This is a genomic window from Neobacillus niacini NBRC 15566 (genome assembly GCF_001591505.1).
Lineage (GTDB): Bacteria > Bacillota > Bacilli > Bacillales > Cytobacillaceae > Neobacillus > Neobacillus niacini.
On sequence record NZ_BCVA01000014.1, the window covers coordinates 58394 to 73146 of the forward strand.

General features: G+C 38.1%; 15 protein-coding genes. 2 read left to right on the plus strand and 13 right to left on the minus strand.

The genetic code is table 11. The annotated features are described in order from the left end of the window. Positions 1-186: 186 nt before the first annotated feature. From BANA01_RS13095 to BANA01_RS13150, 12 genes are all read right to left on the minus strand, one after another. The gene (locus tag BANA01_RS13095; RefSeq protein WP_063253438.1) at positions 187-591 is read right to left on the minus strand and encodes a Zn-ribbon domain-containing OB-fold protein; all 405 of its coding nucleotides are present in this window, start codon (positions 589-591) and stop codon (positions 187-189) included. Between the two features lie 4 nt (positions 592-595). After that, positions 596-1765, minus strand: a complete 1170-nt coding sequence (locus BANA01_RS13100; RefSeq protein ID WP_063253439.1) for an acetyl-CoA acetyltransferase — start codon at positions 1763-1765, stop codon at positions 596-598. 75 nt (positions 1766-1840) lie between these two features. Further along, positions 1841-2602 carry an SDR family NAD(P)-dependent oxidoreductase gene (locus BANA01_RS13105; RefSeq protein WP_063253440.1) on the minus strand — a complete coding sequence of 254 codons (762 nt, stop codon included), beginning with the start codon at positions 2600-2602 and terminating at the stop codon, positions 1841-1843. A gap of 19 nt (positions 2603-2621) precedes the next feature. After that, on the minus strand, positions 2622-3827 hold the full coding sequence (locus BANA01_RS13110) for an acyl-CoA dehydrogenase family protein (RefSeq protein ID WP_063253441.1): 1206 nt from the start codon (positions 3825-3827) through the stop codon (positions 2622-2624). A gap of 21 nt (positions 3828-3848) precedes the next feature. Beyond that, positions 3849-4904, minus strand: a complete 1056-nt coding sequence (locus tag BANA01_RS13115; protein ID WP_063253442.1) for a phosphotransferase family protein — start codon at positions 4902-4904, stop codon at positions 3849-3851. Between the two features lie 106 nt (positions 4905-5010). Beyond that, entirely contained in the window at positions 5011-5793 is a 783-nt protein-coding gene (locus tag BANA01_RS13120; protein WP_157411785.1) for an enoyl-CoA hydratase/isomerase family protein, read from the minus strand. Positions 5794-5878: 85 nt separating this feature from the next. Continuing rightward, a complete protein-coding gene (locus tag BANA01_RS13125; RefSeq protein ID WP_063253444.1) occupies positions 5879-6691 on the minus strand; it encodes an enoyl-CoA hydratase/isomerase family protein in 813 nt (270 codons plus the stop codon). Further along, a complete protein-coding gene (locus BANA01_RS13130; protein ID WP_063253445.1) occupies positions 6692-7783 on the minus strand; it encodes an acyl-CoA dehydrogenase family protein in 1092 nt (363 codons plus the stop codon). After that, positions 7780-8934: an acyl-CoA dehydrogenase family protein gene (locus BANA01_RS13135; RefSeq protein ID WP_174524421.1), complete on the minus strand. Its 1155-nt coding sequence runs from the start codon at positions 8932-8934 to the stop codon at positions 7780-7782. The genes BANA01_RS13130 and BANA01_RS13135 overlap by 4 nt, the downstream gene beginning before the upstream one ends. A gap of 133 nt (positions 8935-9067) precedes the next feature. Continuing rightward, on the minus strand, positions 9068-10006 hold the full coding sequence (locus BANA01_RS13140) for an MBL fold metallo-hydrolase (RefSeq protein ID WP_063253446.1): 939 nt from the start codon (positions 10004-10006) through the stop codon (positions 9068-9070). Positions 10007-10084: 78 nt separating this feature from the next. After that, positions 10085-11239, minus strand: coding sequence for a thiolase family protein (locus tag BANA01_RS13145; protein WP_063253447.1), 1155 nt, complete (start codon positions 11237-11239; stop codon positions 10085-10087). A gap of 51 nt (positions 11240-11290) precedes the next feature. Next, entirely contained in the window at positions 11291-12058 is a 768-nt protein-coding gene (locus BANA01_RS13150) for a 3-hydroxyacyl-CoA dehydrogenase (protein WP_063253448.1), read from the minus strand. 220 nt (positions 12059-12278) lie between these two features. Here BANA01_RS13150 and BANA01_RS13155 point away from each other — a divergent pair, with 220 nt between their 5' ends. Further along, positions 12279-12878: a TetR/AcrR family transcriptional regulator gene (locus tag BANA01_RS13155; protein WP_063253449.1), complete on the plus strand. Its 600-nt coding sequence runs from the start codon at positions 12279-12281 to the stop codon at positions 12876-12878. 98 nt (positions 12879-12976) lie between these two features. Here the strand turns inward: BANA01_RS13155 and BANA01_RS13160 are convergent, their stop codons facing one another. Beyond that, positions 12977-13225, minus strand: coding sequence for a hypothetical protein (locus BANA01_RS13160; RefSeq protein ID WP_063253450.1), 249 nt, complete (start codon positions 13223-13225; stop codon positions 12977-12979). Between the two features lie 141 nt (positions 13226-13366). Here BANA01_RS13160 and BANA01_RS13165 point away from each other — a divergent pair, with 141 nt between their 5' ends. Continuing rightward, positions 13367-14734 carry an aldehyde dehydrogenase gene (locus BANA01_RS13165; protein WP_063253451.1) on the plus strand — a complete coding sequence of 456 codons (1368 nt, stop codon included), beginning with the start codon at positions 13367-13369 and terminating at the stop codon, positions 14732-14734. Positions 14735-14753: the final 19 nt, after the last annotated feature.

Genomic DNA, 14753 nt, shown 5'->3' on the forward strand with positions numbered 1-14753 from the left:
AAATAAAAGTGAGATTACTTTCAGTTTTATTTTATAACAGCGTAAATATATTGTAAACTAAAAAGTCGATATTTTTAGAATTGTCCAAAAATTTTTGTAAGAACTTTACTATAACTAGTAAAAAGATGACAAAGTTAACTATTCTTACTTTGTCACCTCTTTAATTTCCTTATAACAGAATCAACTCTAAACAAGCTCAAACTTAGGTAATACCATCCCTTCTTGCTTTTGAAATATTACCTTAACATCCATATCACATCGTACTTCCTCAACATCACAATTAATAATATTAGACATCAACCTTACACCCTCATCTAATTCTATTAATGCGACAATATATGGTACATCCTCTATAAGGGAAGGGTGTGCGGCCCGGCGTGCAATGGTATACGAGTACACTTTGCCTTTTCCACTTGCTTCAACCCAATTTAGCTGGTCTGACATACAATGAGGGCAAACCTCTCTTGGGTAAAAAATATGATTCTTACAATCATTACATTTTTGAATTAACAGTTTCCCTTCACTGCAGCCATCCCAAAAGGTTTTAGAATCACCATCAGGTGTTGGAATTGGTTTTTTGTATTCAGTCATAACTTTAATCCCTCCCTAAAATACACGTAGAAGAAGTGGAAAGCGAGCCGCCTATACCATTAACCAACGCTATTTTTGCACCTTCTACTTGCCTTTCGGCACATTCCCCGCGCAATTGGCGGACAGCTTCAATTAATAAAAATATGCCATACATCCCAGGGTGTGCATAGGAAAGACCCCCGCCGTTTGTGTTTAATGGAAAAACTCCGCCAGGGGCAGTTCTTTGATTGGCAACGAAGTCCCCTCCTTCTCCAGGCTTGCAAAAACCAAGGGCTTCAAGGGTGAGCAAAACAGTAATAGTAAAAGAATCATAGATTTCAACCACATCAATATCATCATGTGTAACTCCTGCCATCTCAAATGCCGCTTTTCCAGATTTCTGCGCCGATGTGACCGTTGCTAAATCAGGCATTGCATGAATTGACCAATGGGAATGTGATTCTCCCTGGCCCAATATCCAGATAGGTTTCTTTCGACAATCCTTTGCTCGTTCGGCTGAAACTAATACAATCGCTCCTGCGCCATCGGTTACAAGACAGCAATCCAACAAATGCAGTGGATCACTAATCATTTTAGAATTTAACACATCATCTATCGATAAAGGTTCTCGCTTTGTAGCTTCTGGATTGAGCTGTGCCCATTTTCTTGTGGCTACAGCAATCTCAGCAAGGTGCTCTTGTTTTGTGCCGTACTGATGCATATGTCTATGAGCTGCCATTGCATAGGCACCTACTGGGTTTGGCAATCCAAAAGGTGTTTCATATTGCCCTGTAAGAGTAGTTGGTTTAACAGGCAGCCTCACGCTATCTGAGGCTTGCGTACTTCCATATAATATCAAAGCCACTTCGCACAATCCCGATTGGATTGCAGCTGCTGCATGGCCAACATGTGCTTCAAATGATGAACCACCTATTTGTGTGGAATCCGAATATCTTGGCTGTATCCCTAAATATTCACCGATAACAGCAGAAGGAAATTGCCCAACTCCAGGCAATCCCCATAATCCTGCTGTAAATAATCCATCCACTTCTTCTTTTTTAATTCCTGCGTCATCTAATGCCCTTTTAGCTGCCATAGCCTGTATTTGAAAAACGGATTTGTTTCCTATAACTTTGCCGTTTTCTAACTCGACATCTCCGACCCCCACAATAGCGGCTGCCCTTTTTATTGACATTTATAAATCGTCCTTCCCCAAATATATTCCGAAATTTCATTTAAAAGGTTTTTTGAACTTTTCTTTCTCTTACTACTATTCTACTGTTTTGCCGCCGTCAACAAAATAAGTCTGACCAGTAATATAATCAGAAACCTTGGCAGCCAAATACACTGCCATGGACGAAATATCCTTTGCTTCTCCTAAACGTCTTTGCGGTATCATTTTAAGCATTCGGTCTAAGGCTTTCGGATCCGATAGATCTTTTTTATTTATGTCCGTTGCAATTAACCCTGGTGCGATAGAGTTAACCTGAATATTGTAACGAGCCCATTCATTTGCGAGTGACCTGGTGAGGTGCATAACAGCCGCCTTGCTCGCTGCATAGGGTGCAATATTTCGATAAGCTCTTGAACCTCCGATTGAAGAGATATTGATGATTTTTCCAGTCTTTTGAGGAATCATAATTTCAGCAGCTTGTTGACTGCAAAAAAACAGCCCCTTTAAGTTGATATTGAATATATAATCCCATTCTTCTTCTGTCACATTAATGGCTTGATTAGTAGAATTAGCCCCGGCATTATTTACTAGAATATCAAGTTTTCCAAATTCTTGAAAAGTAGTTTTAAACATTGCTTTAATTTCATTTAGGTTGGAGACATCCGCAGAAATTGGTAGTGCCCTTCGGTTCATTAGGCTGACTTCATGTGCAATTTCTTCACATTTTCCGATGTCCCTGCCAACAATAACAACATCCGCACCTTGTGCTGCGTAATCTTTTACTATTTGTGCACCAATCCCTCTACTTCCTCCTGTGACTAATGCAACCTTACCTGTTAAGTCTAGTAATTTTTCCAAAATAGGTTAGCCTCCTGTCCTATTGATATTTTTTAATTTCTAATTTAGCAATAGTAGTTTTATGGACTTCATCTGGACCGTCAGAAATTCGAGTAGTTCTGGCCTTTGCCCACAATTTTGCCATCGGGAATGTATCACTAACTCCGCCGCCGCCATGTACTTGGATTGCTCGATCGATTACCTTAAGTGCCATTGAGGGTGCTGCTACCTTTATCATCGCTATTTCACCCCGAGCTTTTTTGTTTCCAACGGTATCCATCATGTAGGCTGCTCTTTGAGTGAGTAAGCGTGCCTGGTCAATCTCAACTCTTGATTCAGCTATCCAATTACGTATAACACCTTGCTCAATTAATGGTTTTCCAAAAGTAACCCGTTGTTGCGCTCTTTTAATCATGTATTCCAAAGAGCGTTCTGCAGAGCCAATCAGGCGCATACAATGATGAATTCTCCCCGGTCCAAGTCTTCCTTGAGCAATAGCGAATCCTTTTCCTTCAGCCCATAAAATATTCGAAGACGGTACCCGTACATTGTCAAAAATCACTTCACTATGCCCATGTGGCGCGTCATCATAACCAAAAACGGATAAATGCTGGATGATTTTTACTCCTGGCGTATCTTTTGGTACAAGTATCATAGATTGCTGATCATACTTAGGTGCTGTTGGGTCCGTTTTGCCCATGACGATTAATATTTTACAATTTTCATAGGCAATACCAGAAGACCACCATTTTCGTCCATTAATGACATAACTGTCACCGTCTTTTCTTATACTTGTTTGAATGTTCGTCGCATCAGAGGAGGCAACCTCGGGTTCTGTCATACAGAATGTTGACCGAATCGTTCCAGCTAGTAATGGTTTGAGCCATTTCTCTTTTTGTTCCTCTGTTCCAAACTTCTCTAGTATTTCCATATTTCCAGTATCAGGAGCCGCGCAATTAAACACCTCAGGTGCCATTAACGAACGTCCCATGATTTCCATTAATGACGAAAACTCTAAATTTGTTAATCCTACTCCGTGTTCATAATCAGGCATGAACAAATTCCACAGTCCAGCATTTTTAGCTTTTGCTTTCAATTCCTCCAAAATCGGCGGAACCTGCCAACGATTTTCATTTTGATTTAATTGTTCTTCAAATAAGTTTTCATTGGGATAAATATACTCTTCCATAAATGCCGTAATTTCATTTTCCAACCTTACGAGTTTTTCTGACTTTTCAAATATCATTATTCTTACCCTCCATATACTTTATAAATTTTTATTCTGGGTTAGTTTTTCTGCATAAATGATGAGATTTTTAACACTATCCTGGAATTTAGCAAAACGGTAATCTTGTGTGGCACCGGTTTTGTATCGATAGTAGATTTGTTGTTGAGTGACAGCTATTTTGAAGTAAGCTAAGGCAAGATAGTAATTAAAAGAGGATATATCACGATTCGTTTTATTAGCATAGCTTTCTAGAAATTCCTTTCTACTAATAAAACCAGCTTGGGCAGTAGTTGTTTCTAAGCTATTTTTTAGTAAATCAGAATCCGTTACTTCAACCCAATAACTTAATGAAGCGGCGAGGTCGAATAAAGGGTCCCCAATGGTAGCCATCTCCCAATCTAAAATAGCCGTAATAGATTTGGAGTCGTCGGAAAGTAAAACATTATTTAACTTAAAGTCGTGGTGGATAAGGGTTGGTTCTTGAGGTTTTGGGATGTTATTAGCCAGCCATTTAATTAAATGATCAATAACCTTTATGTCATCTGTTTTATATCTGTCATATCTGTTTATCCAATTTTGAAGTCTTCTTTCAATGAAACCCTGTGGATAACCAAAATTCTCTAAACCAGCTTTTTTGTAATCCACATTATGAAGTTCTACGATAGCGTCGATCATTAGTTGTGAAATAAGTTGTTTATCTTGGATGGTCATATTTTTTTTACGTATCAAATCGTCATTAAGGGTCAGCCCTTTCTTACGTTCCATGATATAAAAAGGACTACCTATAATTGTTTTATCGTCACTGTAAATATAAGGCTTTGGCGCTAATGGAAAACAAGTATAAAGATTATTTAATAATTCGTACTCTCTTTTCATGTCGTGTGCCTTTGGCGGTAATGGCCCAAATGGCGGTCTTCTTAATACTGCTTCCCATTCACCCATTCGGATTTCATAGGTTAAATTCGATTTCCCTGAAGGAAATTGTCTTACCTCTATATTATCATCAGGAATATCCGACAATTGATTTAATACAAACTGTTTAAGGGATTTCTGGTCTATTCCTTCTCCCTGTCTAATGGGAATGGTTTCATTCATTTAGATTCCTCCTAAAAGTAAAAGTGAGCACACTTTCATTTTAATTTTAAAAGAATATTTAGAAAATTTCAACTTATATATTGTGTATTTAAATATTTTTTTGATTTTACTTACCGATGAAATTTGGTGCCCGTTTTTCTCTAAATGCTAGTAACCCTTCTTTATGATCCGTTGTCTGCTGCAAAACTGCCTGCGCAAAATTTTCATATTGGATCGTCCCATTTAAATCAAGGTATTGACTGTTTTCTATAATCGTTTTAACAAATGTCATAGCCTGTAAGGGTCCAGCTGCTAATTTTTTTGCATAGTCTAATCCTTCAGATAATGCTTGATCTTCCTCAACTAATCTATTTACAATTCCATACTGGTAAGCCTCCGCTGCAGTCACAATAGCACCAGAAAATATTAATTCTTTTGCTTTCCATGGACCAACTATTTTTGGCAGAAAATGAAGAAGTCCACAGTCTGGTACTAACCCTACATTAATAAAACTTAATCCAAACTTTGCATTTTTCTGGGCTAAAATAATGTCACTGGCCAATGCTAAACTCAACCCAGCTCCCATTGCATAGCCGTTTATAACGGAAATAAAAATCTTTTTCATCTCTGTGATACGTGTTATAACCTTAGTGGCCTGACTCATGATTTCAATCGTTTCAAGGGTAGTCCTATCCCCCATACTTTTTACATTTCCACCGGCACTAAATGCTTTACCTTTACCTGTTAATACGACAATCTTCACTTCTAAGTCGTTTTCAACTTGATTTAGTACATGGTTTAAATCATTGATTAGTTCGGAATCTAGGGCGTTTAGGGTTTCGGCTGAATTTAATGTTATGACCGCTATATTTTCAATAACGTCATACTTAACTTTTTGATTGAATGTCATCTTCATGCATTCCTTTCAAAACCTTAATAAATTATGATGAAAAAATGCAGGGTAAAGTCCTGCACTTTCTTAAGATCTGATTCATTTAGCTAAAATTAGGTTTTCTCTTTTCAACGACTGCATTAACCCCTTCTTTAAAATCCTCTAGTTCTGTCACAATTCCCATTGCTGAAGATATCATATCTAAAGAAGTACGCAAATTGATATCTAAACCCTGATAAACTGCTCTCTTTGTAAAACGAATCGTTTCTTGCGGACCATTTACTAATTTTTCAACATAATTTTCAACAAATTCATTTAACAGATGATCTTCAACTACATGTGTAACCAGACCAAGTTCCTTCGCCTCTTTTGCTGTAAACACCCTGCCCGTCCATAACAAATCTAACGCTTGATCAACACCAACCATCCGTGGTAGAAAATACGCTGCTCCATCACCTGGTACGATACCAGCTTTAATATAACTTTCAGAGATTTTCGTCGTTTCAGCAGCGATTCGGATATCACAAGCCAAACTCATATCAAATCCCGCACCGAATGCGACACCATGTAGTACAGCAATTACAGGTTTATCAATCTCTTGTAATAGAAGAGGAATTCGTTGTACTTTTTTCCATAGTTGGTTTTTTCTAGCCAATGCTGTTGATGTAAGATCTTCCTGTCCTTCACTTTTAAGGAAGCCCTCACCTTTAGCCATTGATTTAATGTCTCCACCTGCACAAAATCCACGCCCATTTCCGGAAAGCACAGCAACACGAATATCATCAGAATCACGAATTGTCTCTAGTGCATGAATCCACAAAGAAATCATTTCAGAACTGAAAGCATTTAGTGAATCTGGACGGTTTAAAATGATTCTTGCGATATTGTTTTCAACATTAAAAATTAAGTCCTGCATTTATTGTTCCACCTTTTTAAGGGTATTTTTTACATTCGTCATTAATGACCATAATTCATTTTTATCTAGTTTCATTAACTCAGCTGTAACAATTTGCTGCCAATCTCTTTCTGTCCCATTTTCATCTCTCCAAGACCAAAGCCTGCGGGTATTGTGATGTAATGTATGTTCATACGTAAATCCAATTGCAGCAAGTACTTGGTGTGCAATTTTACAAGATGTCCCTGCAGCTTCATTCACACGAATTTTGGCTAGTGCAATCTCTTTTGAAAATGGATTTGTTTCAAATGACTTTATCGCACAATTAGCCGCCATACTTGCTGCTGCTGTTTCACCTGTCAGAAGTGCTAGTTGCTGTTGAATGGCTTGAAAACGGTGGAGAGGTTTTCCGAATTGCGCTCTTTCGGATGTATGGTTAATCACAATATCTAATATACTTTCTAACGCCCCCGCCATCATGACAGATCTTGTAAGACCTCCGGCAAAAAATAAATAATTTAATTGTTCATCTTTATCAATATGGATTACAGTTGAATCCTCCACATAGACATTGTCAACACTTACCTCATCCCGTGCCTCACCAGCAAGATTCATGTTGTTCTTTATTTGGGCATAATCTAAATTGACTGTGGTGAGTACATCGCCTTCAGTTGTTTTTCCGAATACAAGCATTTTATTTGCATATCGTGCCCAAGGAACATTTTTGGCCCTCCCTGAAATACTCCAGCCATCATCGGTTTTATTTAGCACAAAGGATTGTGAATCATCAGGGTATGAAATCGTTACAATTTCCTCTGAAACGGAAATTCCAAGTCTAGATAAAATCCAGTTGGCCATATATGTTTCTGCAATGGGGATAGGTGCAGCATATTTTCCTGCTAAGCGGAGGATACATAATGCATCCGAATGATCTCCACCGTTTCCACCCAACTCTTCCGGGATTGCAACCGTTATCATTCCATTGTTTACAAGCTGATTCCAAAGGTTCCCTGCCCACTGACCTTCTTCTGCACTATTGATTACTTCTTTTGTAGAATACTTTTGCATAATTTTTTCAGTGGTTTCAATGATCATTTCTTGGATTTCACTCATTTTTGAATTACCCCCTTTGCAACAATGCCACGTAAAATTTCCGTTGTACCCCCTCTTAAGGTAAACCCAGGTGAATGTAAAATTGATTGAGCCATAAATCGTTCAATCAAAGAATCTGATTGTAGTGAAGGAGTTACATTTACAACTAATCTAGCAATCTCTGCCATCTCCTGTTCTAATTTTGTTCCCATATCTTTTACAAGAGAGGCAATAGTATTTGAAGGGACACCTTCTTCTAACAGTTGTGCTATTCCGAGAGACATATTTCGTAAGGTCCATAATCTAGAAACGACTGTACTTACCTGATTTAATCCATTTTTATCCCCTTGTTCTACTAAAATATTGGTAAGTTCATTTAGAAGTGGAAAGGTACTAAGAAAGCGCTCGGGACCACTTCGTTCATATGCTAATTCAGCCATTCCTTGATTCCATCCATTCCCAATTTCACCCACAACCATTTCATCCGGAATAAATACATCATCAAAAAATACCTCGTTAAAATGGTGTTCTCCAGTCATTAGTTGAATGGGTCTAATTGTCACCCCAGAAGAGGATAAATCGACTACCAATTGACTCATAAACGCATGACGGTTGTTGGGGTCCTGAGTAGAAGTTCGGCAAAGAGTAATCATATAATGAGAGAAATGTGCTCCACTTGTCCAAATCTTACTGCCATTTAAAATCCATCCTTTATCCACCTTTACGGCTCTAGATTTGATAGCAGCAAGATCTGATCCGGCATTTGGTTCACTTAAGCCAATTGAGAAATAGCATTCACCTTTGGCGATTTTAGGTAAAAAAAACATTTTTTGCTCTTCTGTACCAAATTTAAGAAAAAGTGGGCCTGATTGCCTGTCTGCAATCCAATGTCCTGCAACAGGTGCACCTGCGGCTAAAAATTCTTCCGTTACAATATATCTTTCAATGGAGGAACGTTCTTGACCACCGTATTTAGCCGGCCACGTCATTCCTATCCATCCTCTTTCTCCCATTTTTTTTGATAAATCAGGTGAATATCCGCTAAGCCAGCTATCACATTTAGGTTCGAAAGTACCTTTTTCTCTTTCCTCTGATATAAATTGTCTAATTTCATCTCTTAACTCTTCAGACTCTTTGGGAAGTTCAATGATAGGAATACGAATAGCTTTCATTGATATATCACCTCAATAGTTATTTAAAATTAAATATCTAATTTTAATGTATGTAAGTTATCTCCTAAAATAAAAATGAGACCACTTTCATTTTTATTTTAAGTGATTATTTTGAATTTTGCAACTAATTTTCTTATAAAGCTGTATAATACCATGTTCCACCTTCAATAAATTTTTTCGCTCGATGTTTAGATATAAGGTACTCCAAATGTGCGAGCGTCTCACCCACTGCAAAACGTGTTTCATGGATATTCAAGTTCTTAAACAGCTTTGAGTTAACCTCATAAATGGTAGCAGGTTGAATAATCGACTCATATGTCTGCTCTAATCGTTCGTGGTGATGTGCCAATAATTTTTCAATTCGTTGATTAGCATTTCTAAATGGTTTTCCATGAGAAGGAATGACATAGTCAACATCCAATGATTTTATTTTTTCCAAGGAATTCATAAAAGATTGTAACGGATTTTGATTACCACGAAACCAGTACGAAATATTGGGAGATATTTTCGGTAAAATATGATCGGTTGAAAATAATATACTATTCTCTTTATTAAACAAAGTTATTAAACCATCTGAATGCCCCGGAGTATGAATAACCTCATATTCATACTTTCCTATCACCATTTTTACACCTTCCTCAAGATAGTGCTGAATCGTTGGATAAGGCTTGACATGTTGATTAAAGCTGCGTTCATCGGAAGTTATCACCTGTGATAAATTATTAGGAAGCCCACAGGTATCATAATGCTTATTTACATTCCTTATTGTATTTGGTTCCCAATAGGTCAATCCTGCTTCTGCGTCTATTTCCGTCATCCACACATCTGCGTTTGTAAGCTGCTGCAGGGTTCCTGCATAGCCGAAATGGTCAGGATGGTAATGTGTTACAATAATATCCATGACATCATGTGTTTCAATAATGGGTCTCCAAATATCCCTAGATACTTCATTATTTAATCCAGCATCTATAATGGTCCATCCTCTCAGTCCTTCTGCTAAAAAGCAATTTACATGATTTAATCGAAATGGCAAAGGGATAGTTATTTGTTTTACACCTATATCGCTTAGCAAAATATTAATCTCCTTTCTTTTTTTACAAAGGAACAAGCAACAAATACATATTTTTTGCTGCTTATCCCTTAGAGTTTCTTATTCACTAATTCTTTCAATAATCGTTCCGTTCGCCATACCGCCGCCTTCACAAATTGCCTGTAATCCATAACGGCCGCCAGTTCTTTCTAGTTCATGCATCAACGAAATCATCAATTTTGCTCCTGTTGCTCCTAGAGGGTGTCCAAGAGCAATCGCTCCTCCATTAGGATTCAATTTCATCGGATCCGCTTTTATTTCTTCTAACCAGCACATTGGCACCGGTGCGAATGCCTCATTAACTTCATAGGTGTCCATATCTTCAATTGTCAGACCTGCTTTAGCTAAAACCTGTCTTGTTGCTTCAATTGGACCTGTCAGCATTAATGTTGGATCAGAGCCCACTACTGAACGGGCGACAATCCGGAATCGTGGTTTAAGCCCCAGTTCCTCCGCTTTCTCACGTGACATCAATAATACAGCCGCAGCACCATCACTCATTTGGCTGGCGTTTCCTGCATGGATTTTTCCATCTTCCTTAAAGACTGTTTTAAGTGTGGACAACTTTTCTACAGTGGAGCCCTTTCGAGGTCCTTCATCCTGCTTCACGACCACCGTACTGCCATCCTCTAAAGTAACCTCTAAAGGCATGATCTCTCTGTCAAATCTACCTTCTTCTTGCGCTTTTAATGCACGATTATGGCTTTCTACTGAAAATTCATCTAATTGAGTGCGTGTAAACCCCCACTTATCAGCAATTCTTTCTGCAGATAAGCCTTGATGAATAATTTCATACCGTGAAGTAAGCTCCTCACTTAATTGTGAATTTTGACGAGTCGAACCAAGTGGGACACGTGTCATGCTTTCAACTCCCCCGGCAATCACAATATCCATATCACCACTAAGAATGGCTTGGGCAGCAAAATGAATGGCTTGCTGACCGGAACCGCATTGTCGATCTAAGGTGGTTCCTGGCACATGGATTGGGAAATCTGCCATTAAAACGGCATTACGTGCTATATTTATACCTTGTTCTTCCACCTGTGATACACAACCCATGATTACGTCCTCTACCATCCCAGGTGAAATGCCGGCACGATTTACTAATTCTCTTAATACCTTTGCAGCCAAATCGTCTGGACGGACTGAGCTCAATATTCCTTTTCTTTTTCCAACAGGTGTACGAACACCTTCTACAATCACAACTTCACGCATAATCTCTTCCCCCATTTGTAATTAATATTTTTATTGTAAAAATTTCGCGGCTTACCTAGGTGCCATACGAATGGCTCCATCTAAGCGGATGGTTTCTCCATTAAGCATGGAATTCTCGATAATTGACTGTGTTAATTGCGCATATTCAGAAGGACGTCCGAGTCTGGATGGAAATGGAACCTGGGATTCCAATGCAGCTTTTGCCTGCTCCGTTAGTGAAGCAAAAAGAGGTGTTTCAATTAATCCAGGTGCGATGGTCATCACTCTGATTCCGGATTTCGCTAAGTCGCGTGCGATTGGAAGCGTCATTCCTACAACACCGCCTTTGGAAGCACTGTAAGCAGCCTGACCAATTTGACCATCAAATGCGGCAACAGACGCTGTATTAATAATTACTCCTCTTTCACCTTCTTCATTTGGCTGGTTATTTGCCATTTGGGCAGCAGCAAGACGAATCACGTTAAACGTACCAATTAAATTGATTTCAATCACTCTTTTAAAATTATTAAAACTGTGTGCTTGGTTTCTGCCTACAGTTTTTTCAGCAATAGCAATACCTGCACAATTCACCACCGTATTAATACTCCCAAATGTAGCAATCACAGATTCGATGGCGTTTTGTACATCATCCTCATTCGTTACATTCGTTTTGTAAAAAACAGCGTTCTCCCCTAATTCTTCTGCTAACTTCATCCCTCTTTCTTCAGAGAGGTCGAGAATAGCTGCCTTACCACCGTTTTTAATAATATTCCGGACTGTTGCTTCTCCAAGTCCCGAAGCACCACCCGTTATCAAAGCTATAGAATCTTGTATTTTCACCTTATTTCCCCCTTTCTAGTGATACCGTTTTCATCCCTTGTAAAAATAATAGCAATTTTCTAATAATTTTACAATTGATTTATTTTTTGAACACAAAGTCAAAAAATCTTTGAACGCTGTTGATTTATTAGATATGCTGTCCTATAGTTAAACAAAGGCAAAAAATTAACCAATAATTGATGATAGATTACGAAGTTTAAAGTGTTAGGAGGTAAAGTATATGTCCTCTTTTAGAACGCAGAAAATGGCGAAAAAAAAGCAGGAAATCCTTCGTTCTGCTGCAGCTGTTCTTGTGGAAAAAGGATACCAAGGAACGACGATGGAAGAAATTGCTGCCAAACTCTTGATGACAAAAGGATCGATGTATTACTATTTTAAAAATAAAGACGACCTTCTCTATCAATGTCATTTAATGATTATGGAGATTTGTCTAGATGGAATTGAGAAAGTAATTGAAAGTGATTGCAACCCAATCGAAAAGCTAAGAAGTGCGATTAAGGAACATATTCTACTTGCTGCAAGTGAAAAATCAATGTTCATGGCTCTAACAAAGCCAAATCATAATTTTTCAGAAGAGCAGCTAAAAGAAGTTCTCGACCTTAGAAAAAGTTACTCTCACTATTTTGATAGAATCATTCATGAAGGTATAAATAAACAGGTGTTTGGTGAAGTGGACGTAAAAATGGTACGTTTAATCATTTTAGGTGCTCTTAACTGGATCCAAGAATGGTATAACCAAAACGGTCCCCAAAGTGCAGAAGAAATCTCTGAAGCTTATGCTGACTACTTATTAAAAATGTTAATAAAAGCGGACGGTTAATTTTTTAGTAAAGTGGCTGGAGTGACTAAAAATGCCATTTTGATTTTCGGTGCACTCCAGAAAGAAAACCTCCTTGTGAAAATGGGAGGCTTTCCTTGTTATCCTATTTTTTCTTCATTTTCTGAACTTAAAAGTACTCTCTTATTCGAAGTCATTGGGGTAAGATTGGATCGCCTTACTAAATAGTTTAAGTGATCCAGTGGCATTGACCCATGTCCTTTTCCATCTTCTAGTGTAAATTGAACGGTAATACCATTATTAGTGGTAACCGTCATTGAATCTGCAGAATTAAAATTCCCCTTAATGCTTTGAGAAATTTGATATTTCATTCCTATTTCAATAGACATTCCCTATCTCCTTTACTGGTATTTAATTATAGTATTCTCCGATAATTTTTATTCATACAAAATTATTCCATTTAGCCTAAAACAAAACTGGTGATTAAAATATGTTGTGATAAAATATCATTATCTATGAGGAGGTGTCCTATGGAAGGGTTTAGTCATTTATTAAAAATGCAGCGTGATTTCTTTCAAACCGGAAAAACAAAAGATGTATCCTATCGAATAGAAGCATTAACAACCTTAGGGGACATGATTCGCTCACACGAGACAGAGATTATGACAGCACTTAAAAAGGATTTGAATAGAAGTGACTTCGACTCTTATATTAGCGAAATGGGAATATTGCTTGAGGAGATCCGCTTTACGCTTAAACATATAAGAGATTGGACACAGCCAAGAAAAGTAAAGACAGCAATGACTCAAATAGGATCTAAGGGCTATATTTATTCTGAACCATATGGAATTGCTTTGATTATTTCTCCCTGGAATTATCCTTTGCAATTAGCCATAGCTCCTCTCATTGGTGCGATTGCTGCGGGAAATTGTGCTGTCCTTAAACCCTCTGAACTAACACCTGAAACATCAAACCTAATGGCCCAGCTGATCAATAAGACATTTCCTGAAGAGTACGTTTCAGTTGTTCAAGGTGATGCCGAAACCACTCAGCTGTTATTAAAAGAAAAATTTGACTATATCTTTTTTACCGGAAGTGTTTCCGTTGGGAAGGTCATTATGGAAGCAGCCGCAAAGCACTTAACCCCTGTTACTCTTGAACTAGGAGGAAAAAGTCCTTGTATCGTTCATCATGACGCAAATATTAAATTAGCAGCGAAACGGATTGCCTGGGGCAAGTTTATTAATGCTGGTCAGACATGTGTGGCACCTGACTATTTATATGTCCACAAAGACATAAAGGAAGAATTTATAAAGACATTCAAAGAAAGTATCAATGAATTATATGAGGATATCGTTAAAAAAGGGGAATTTACAAGAATCGTAAGTGAACGTCATTTTAATCGTGTGACCGGCCTGTTTTCGGGCGGGAAAATCCTTCATGGCGGCAATTATTCAAAGGATACTCTTACAATTGAGCCGACCGTGCTTGACGGTGTCACGTGGGACGACCCAGTAATGCAGGAGGAAATTTTTGGACCCGTTCTCCCTGTTCTTGAATATGATCATGAAACAAACGTGATTCAAAAAATTAACGAACACCCTAAACCATTAGCTCTTTATATTTTCTCAGAAAGCAAAAAGTTCCAAGATAGTATTTTGGATTCTATCTCTTTCGGAGGCGGCTGTATAAACGATACCGTCATGCACCTCAGTTCACCATACCTTCCATTTGGCGGTGTTGGTGAAAGTGGAATTGGTGCTTACCATGGCCGAGGCAGTTTCGATGTCTTCTCCCACCAAAAGAGTATTTTAAAGCAGACGACCACCTTTGATTTACCTTTTCGGTATCCAAACCGAAAAGACGCACTAAAGCAAATTAAACGCTTTATTAAATGAATAGCGTGTAAAAGCCTTG

Coding starts and splice junctions, on each gene's coding strand:
- BANA01_RS13095 (WP_063253438.1), bottom strand. CDS start 591: ATGACTGAATACAAAAAACCAATTCCAACACCTGATGGTGATTCTAAA.
- BANA01_RS13100 (WP_063253439.1), bottom strand. CDS start 1,765: ATGTCAATAAAAAGGGCAGCCGCTATTGTGGGGGTCGGAGATGTCGAG.
- BANA01_RS13110 (WP_063253441.1), bottom strand. CDS start 3,827: ATGATATTTGAAAAGTCAGAAAAACTCGTAAGGTTGGAAAATGAAATT.
- BANA01_RS13115 (WP_063253442.1), bottom strand. CDS start 4,904: ATGAATGAAACCATTCCCATTAGACAGGGAGAAGGAATAGACCAGAAA.
- BANA01_RS13120 (WP_157411785.1), bottom strand. CDS start 5,793: ATGACATTCAATCAAAAAGTTAAGTATGACGTTATTGAAAATATAGCG.
- BANA01_RS13125 (WP_063253444.1), bottom strand. CDS start 6,691: ATGCAGGACTTAATTTTTAATGTTGAAAACAATATCGCAAGAATCATT.
- BANA01_RS13130 (WP_063253445.1), bottom strand. CDS start 7,783: ATGAGTGAAATCCAAGAAATGATCATTGAAACCACTGAAAAAATTATG.
- BANA01_RS13135 (WP_174524421.1), bottom strand. CDS start 8,934: ATGAAAGCTATTCGTATTCCTATCATTGAACTTCCCAAAGAGTCTGAA.
- BANA01_RS13145 (WP_063253447.1), bottom strand. CDS start 11,239: ATGCGTGAAGTTGTGATTGTAGAAGGTGTTCGTACACCTGTTGGAAAA.
- BANA01_RS13155 (WP_063253449.1), top strand. CDS start 12,279: ATGTCCTCTTTTAGAACGCAGAAAATGGCGAAAAAAAAGCAGGAAATC.
- BANA01_RS13160 (WP_063253450.1), bottom strand. CDS start 13,225: ATGTCTATTGAAATAGGAATGAAATATCAAATTTCTCAAAGCATTAAG.
- BANA01_RS13165 (WP_063253451.1), top strand. CDS start 13,367: ATGGAAGGGTTTAGTCATTTATTAAAAATGCAGCGTGATTTCTTTCAA.